This window comes from Micromonospora sp. NPDC050495 (assembly GCF_040655175.1).
Lineage (GTDB): Bacteria > Actinomycetota > Actinomycetes > Mycobacteriales > Micromonosporaceae > Micromonospora.
The window spans coordinates 1-5,659 of sequence record NZ_JBFAJK010000104.1; the positions used below are offsets into that span (position 1 = coordinate 1).

The following is a 5,659-nucleotide window of genomic DNA, read 5'->3' on the forward strand; positions in this document are numbered from 1 at the left end:
AAGACCCACACCCGCTACAACCAGGCCACCGCCTGGTCACACCGAGCCACCACCCCCATCGCCGCTTGACATCTCAGCTCCTGGGGTGTCTGACCCGCCGGCGGCGTCACCGGCGGGCCGCTCAGCCGAGGATGACCCGCCGCACGTGCAGCGCGTACGCCCACACCAGGGCGAACATCACGCCCAGCACGAGCAGCGACCAGTGCAGCAGCCCGGCGAGCATCAGCAGGCCCTGCAGGACCGTGCCGGCGTGCCAGGCCCACCGCCGCTTCATCTGACCGGCGAGCAGCACGCAGGCCACCGCCAGGGTGACGATCGCCGCGATGGCCGGGCCGCCCAGGTCGCCGCCGACGACCCGGATCGGCTGGATGGCGAGCACCAGCACCAGCGCCTCCAGCGCGAGCGTGCCGGCCCCGAGCCCGCGGACGGCCTTGACCGGGTTGCGCAGCCCGGACCGCCGCTCCCCCGGCCCGGCCGGGGCGCCCGCCTCGGCCCCGTCCGCCGACCCACCGGCCGCTGCCTCGCGGTCACCGGTCGGGGCCGGCGGCGGGTTGCCGTCGGTCACCGGCCGGTCCTCCGCCGGGCCGGTCATCGCTTGAGCAGCCGGCGGGCGTCGGCCACGGTCACCACCGATCCGGTGATCAGCACGCCCACCCCGGCCAGCTCGCCCGGCACGTCGGACTCGGCCTCGGCGACCGCGGCCTCGATCGCGTCCGGCAACTCCTCGGTGACCTCCACCCGCTCCGACCCGAAGATCTCCCGGGCCAGCTCGGCCAACTCCTCGACGGCCATGGCCCGGGGCGAGCTGTTGCGGGTGACCACGACGGAGTCGAGCACCGGCTCCAGCAGCTCCAGCAGGCTGGCCGCGTCCTTGTCGCCGAGCACGGCGAGCACCCCGACCAGCTTGCTGAACGCGAACTCCTCCTGGAGCGCGGTCACCGTGGCGGCCATCCCGTGCGGGTTGTGCGCGCCGTCGAGCAGGATCGTCGGCGCGGTACGCACCTTCTCCAGCCGCCCCGGCGAACTGGTCGCGGCGAAGCCCTCCCGGACCGCCTCGATGTCCAACTGCCGGCGGGCCCCGGCGCCGAGGAACGCCTCCACGGCGGCCAGCGCCACGGCCGCGTTCTGCGCCTGGTGTGCGCCGTGCAGCGGGATGAAGATCTCCTCGTACACGCCGCCGAGGCCCTGGATGGTCAGCACCTGGCCGCCGACCGCGACCGCCCGGCGCAGCACGCCGAACTCGGCGCCCTCCCGGGCCACGGTGGCGTTGACCTCGGCGCAGCGTGCCAGGATCGGGCGGGCCGCCTCCTCCTCCTGCGCCGCGGCAATCACGGTGGCGCCGGGGTGGATGATGCCCGCCTTGTGCAGCGCGATGTCCTCGATCGTGTCGCCGAGCCACTCGGTGTGGTCCAGCCCGATCGGGGTGATCACCGCGACGCCGGCCTGGATCACGTTGGTGGCGTCCTCGGCGCCGCCGAGCCCGACCTCCACCACGGCAACGTCGACCGGCGCGTCGGCGAACGTGGCGAACGCCAGCGCGGTGGTCAGGTCGAAGTAGGTCAGCGGCTCGTCGAACCGCTGGTCGACCAGCTCGGCCAGCGGCGCGATCTCGTGGTACGTGGCGACGAAGCGGTCCTCGCTGACCGGCTCGCCGTCCAAGCTGATCCGCTCGCGCACGGTCTCCAGGTGCGGGCTGGTGTACCGGCCGGTGTGCAGCCCGAACGCCCGCAACAGCGAGTCGATCATCCGGGCCGTCGAGGTCTTGCCGTTGGTGCCGGTGAGGTGGATCGACGGGTACGCCCGCTGCGGGCTGCCGAGCAGGTCGAGCAGGCTCTCGATCTTCTCCAGCTCGAAGCGGATCCGGGTGAAGCCGCGCGCGTTGAGCGCGGCCTCCACCTCGGCGAATGGGGTGCGGTCGGTCATGCGGAGCCACCTTTCGTTCCCGACTGCGGGGCTCGCAACAGCGGCTCTCTCCTCGCGCTCACGAGGGCAGCGCCGCCAGCGCGGCGTCGATCCGGATCAGGTCCGCCTCGGCCACCGCCAGCCGTTCGCGGATCTTGGCGACCACCGGCTCGGGGGCCTTGCCGACGAACGCCGGGTTGTCCAGCTTCGCCCGCGCCTGCGCGGCCTCCTTCTCGGCGGCCGCCCGGTCCTTGGTGAGCCGGGCCCGCTCGGCGGCCACGTCGATCGACCCCCGGGTGTCCAACGCCACGCTGACCTCGCCGGGCATGGCGAGGGTGGCGCTGGCCTGGAAGTCGTCGCCGGGCGCGTCGAGGCGGACCAGCGAGCGGATCAGCGGCTCGTGCGCGGCGATGCCGGCGCCGGCCAGGCCGTCCAGCCGGGCCGACACCCGCTGCGTCGGGCGCAGCCCCTGGTCGGAGCGGAACCGCCGGATCTCGGTCACCACCCGCTGCAGGGTGCCGACCTCGCTCTCCGCGGCGTCGTCGATCCGGGTACGGTCGGCGGCCGGCCAGGTGGCCGTCATCACCGTCTCCCCGCCGGTGAGCGCGGTCCACAGCTCGTCGGTGACGAACGGGATGACCGGGTGCAGCAGCCGCAGCAACTGGTCCAGCACGTGCCCGAGCACCCGGCGGGTGGCGTCGGCGGCTGGCCCGCCCTCGGCGAGCACCGGCTTGCTCAGCTCCACGTACCAGTCGCAGACGTCGTCCCAGGCGAAGTGGTAGAGCAAGTCGCAGACCTTGGCGAACTCGTACGCCTCGAACTGCTCGTCCACCTCGGCGGTGACGTGCGCCAGCCGGGACAGGATCCACCGGTCGACGGTCGACAGCTCGGTCGCGGCCGGCAGCGGCCCGTCGGTGTGCGCGCCGTTGAGCAGCGCGAACCGGGTGGCGTTCCAGAGCTTGTTGCAGAAGTTCCGGGAGCCCTGGCACCACTCCTCGCTGACCGGCACGTCCTGGCCGGGGTTGGCGCCCCGGGCCAGCGTGAACCGGGTGGCGTCGGCGCCGAACCGGTCGATCCAGTCCAGCGGGTCGACCACGTTGCCGAAGGACTTCGACATCTTCTTGCCGTGCTCGTCGCGGACCATGCCGTGCAGGGCCACCACGTCGAACGGCTGCACGCCGTCCATCGCGTAGAGGCCGAACATCATCATCCGGGCGACCCAGAAGAAGAGGATGTCGTAGCCGGTGACCAGCACGCTGGTCGGGTAGAACTTCGCCAGGTCGGGGGTCTGCTCGGGCCAGCCGAGGGTGGAGAACGGCCACAGCCCGCTGGAGAACCAGGTGTCCAGAACGTCCTCGTCCTGCCGCCAGCCCTCGCCGGTGGGCGGCTGCTCGTCGGGTCCGACGCAGACGATCTCGCCGTCCGGGCCGTACCAGACCGGGATGCGGTGGCCCCACCAGAGCTGCCGGGAGATGCACCAGTCGTGCATGTTGTCGACCCAGGCGAAGTAGCGCTTGGCCAGCTCGGCCGGCTCGATCGCCACCCGCCCGTCGCGCACCGCGTCGCCGGCGGCCTTGGCCAGCGGGGCGGTGTTGACGAACCACTGCAACGACAGCCGCGGCTCGACCGTGGTCTTGCACCGGGAGCAGTGCCCGACCGCGTGCACGTACGGGCGCTTCTCGGCGACGATCAGGCCCTGCTCGCGCAGCGCGGCGACGATCGCCGGGCGGGCCTCGTACCGGTCCAGGCCCTGGAACGGGCCGGGCGCGGTGATGATGCCCCGCTCGTCCATGATCGTCAGCGCCGGCAGGTCGTGCCGCTGGCCGATCTCGAAGTCGTTCGGGTCGTGCGCCGGGGTCACCTTGACCATGCCGGTGCCGAAGCTCGGGTCGACGTGCTCGTCGGCCACGATCGGGATCCGCCGGTCGGTGAGCGGCACGTCCACCTCGGTGCCGATGAGATGCCGGTAGCGCTCGTCGTCCGGGTGCACCGCGACCGCCGTGTCGCCGAGCATCGTCTCGGCCCGGGTGGTGGCCACCACGACGTCGTCGCTGTAGCGGATCGAGATCAGCTCACCCTCGTCGTCGGTGTGCTCCACCTCGATGTCGGAGAGCGCCGTGAGGCAGCGCGGGCACCAGTTGATGATCCGGTTGGCCCGGTAGATCAGGCCGTCGTCGAAGAGCTTCTTGAACATGGTCTGGACGGCCCGGGAGAGGCCCTCGTCCATGGTGAAGCGCTCCCGGTCCCAGTCGACCGCGTCACCGAGGCGCCGCATCTGGCCGAGGATCGCGCCGCCGGACTCGGCCTTCCACTGCCAGACCCGCTCGACGAACTTCTCCCGGCCCAGGTCGTGGCGGGACAGGCCCTCGCCGGCGAGTTGCCGCTCGACCAGGTTCTGGGTGGCGATGCCGGCGTGGTCCATGCCGGGCAGCCAGAGCGCCTCGTAGCCCTGCATCCGCTTACGCCGGTTCAGCGCGTCCATCAGGGTGTGCTCGAACGCGTGACCCATGTGCAGCGAGCCGGTGACGTTCGGCGGCGGGATGACGATGGTGAAGGGGGGCTTGTCGCTCTCCGCAGACGCCCGGAAGTGGCCGGCGGCTACCCACTGCTCGTACCGTCGCTGCTCTACCTCGCCGGGCTGGTACTGGCCGGCAAGGGTCGGGGCGTCGGGGCGTCGGGCATCCAGTCTCTCGGTCACCCTGAAAGTCTACGGAGCGCTTTCGGAGACCTGACGTGAGCCACCTCCTGTTCGCGTACGGTGGCGGACATGTCCGACGCGCACCTGACCGAGCGGCCGGTCGACGACGGTCCCGATCCCGTCGAGCTGACCGACGAACCGATCCAGCTGAGCCGCCGCGACCCGGCAAACGAGCCCGAGCCGGGCCGCCGCTCGCGCCGGCGGCGGATCGTCCTCGCCGCCGTCCTGGTCGTCGGGCTGGCCGGGCTGGGAGCGCTCGGCGTGGGTGGTTGGCGGGTGCTCCAGCAGAAGGATCCCCGGCTCAGCACGCCGGCGGAGGTGGCCGGGCTGCACCGGGACGACAGCGACCGGGCCCGGAGCACCGCGGACTACCTGCGCGACGGCTTCGCCGCCGACATCGAGCTGGACCGCAGCTTCGGCACCGTGTACGCGGACCCGGCCGACGCGAAGCGTTCGGTGCTGATCTTCGGTGGCGCCACCCTGCTCTGGCAGCCGGAACGGGACCTGGACAGCCTCTTCGGGCTGATGGCGGACGAGACCGGCAAGGTCACCGGCCTGCGCGAGGTGGACGCCGGCCGGCTGGGCGGCGTGATGAAGTGCGGTACGACCAACGGCGACGGTGGCGACTTCGCGGTGTGCGGCTGGGCCGACCACGGCAGCGTGGTGATGGCGATCTTCCCGAACCGGTCCGTCAACGACTCGGCCGCCATGTTCCGCCGCATGCGCGAGGCCATCGAGCGCCGCTGACCCGGCGGCGTTTCCGCCCGTCCTGACCCGGCGGCGTTTTCTAGGCCCATCGCTGATCTAGGCGCATCGCTGACCCGACGGGGTTCCCGCCCGCCGCGTCCAGGTTCGTCCGCGCGCTTCTGCCCGTCCTGACCCGACGGCGTTCGCCCGCCGGCTCTGGGTTCGTCCGCCACCGGAAATGTCTGGGGTGGGGAAATGCAGTGAGGGCCACCCCAACGGGTGGCCCTCGACTGAAAGATTGTCCGGCGGTGTCCTACTCTCCCACACCCTCCCGAGTGCAGTACCATCGGCGCTGGAGGGCTTAGCTTCCGG

Annotated in this window: 4 protein-coding genes; 1 reads left to right on the forward strand and 3 read right to left on the reverse strand. The window is 72.1% G+C overall.

The genetic code is table 11. The features are described 5' to 3' along the window. Positions 1-121 precede the first annotated feature (121 nt). From AB0I11_RS34110 to AB0I11_RS34120, 3 genes are read right to left on the reverse strand one after another with little or no spacing between them, the layout of a single operon-like run. Entirely contained in the window at positions 122-565 is a 444-nt protein-coding gene (locus AB0I11_RS34110) for a DUF4233 domain-containing protein (RefSeq protein WP_357330033.1), read from the reverse strand. 23 nt (positions 566-588) lie between these two features. Further along, complete coding sequence (locus AB0I11_RS34115) at positions 589-1,923, reverse strand: folylpolyglutamate synthase/dihydrofolate synthase family protein (protein ID WP_357330035.1); 1,335 nt, start codon at positions 1,921-1,923, stop codon at positions 589-591. Positions 1,924-1,981: 58 nt separating this feature from the next. Next, positions 1,982-4,600 (reverse strand): valine--tRNA ligase, encoded by a 2,619-nt coding sequence (locus tag AB0I11_RS34120; RefSeq protein WP_357330037.1) that lies wholly within the window; start codon positions 4,598-4,600, stop codon positions 1,982-1,984. A 69-nt stretch (positions 4,601-4,669) separates the two neighbouring features. On the opposite strand from AB0I11_RS34120, the gene AB0I11_RS34125 reads away from it, so the two are divergent. Then, positions 4,670-5,347 carry a hypothetical protein gene (locus AB0I11_RS34125; protein WP_357330039.1) on the forward strand — a complete coding sequence of 226 codons (678 nt, stop codon included), beginning with the start codon at positions 4,670-4,672 and terminating at the stop codon, positions 5,345-5,347. Positions 5,348-5,659 lie beyond the last annotated feature (312 nt).

Bases quoted from the DNA above. Each gene is read 5' to 3' on its own strand.
- AB0I11_RS34115 (WP_357330035.1), bottom strand. From the start codon at position 1,923: ATGACCGACCGCACCCCATTCGCCGAGGTGGAGGCCGCGCTCAACGCG.
- AB0I11_RS34125 (WP_357330039.1), top strand. From the start codon at position 4,670: ATGTCCGACGCGCACCTGACCGAGCGGCCGGTCGACGACGGTCCCGAT.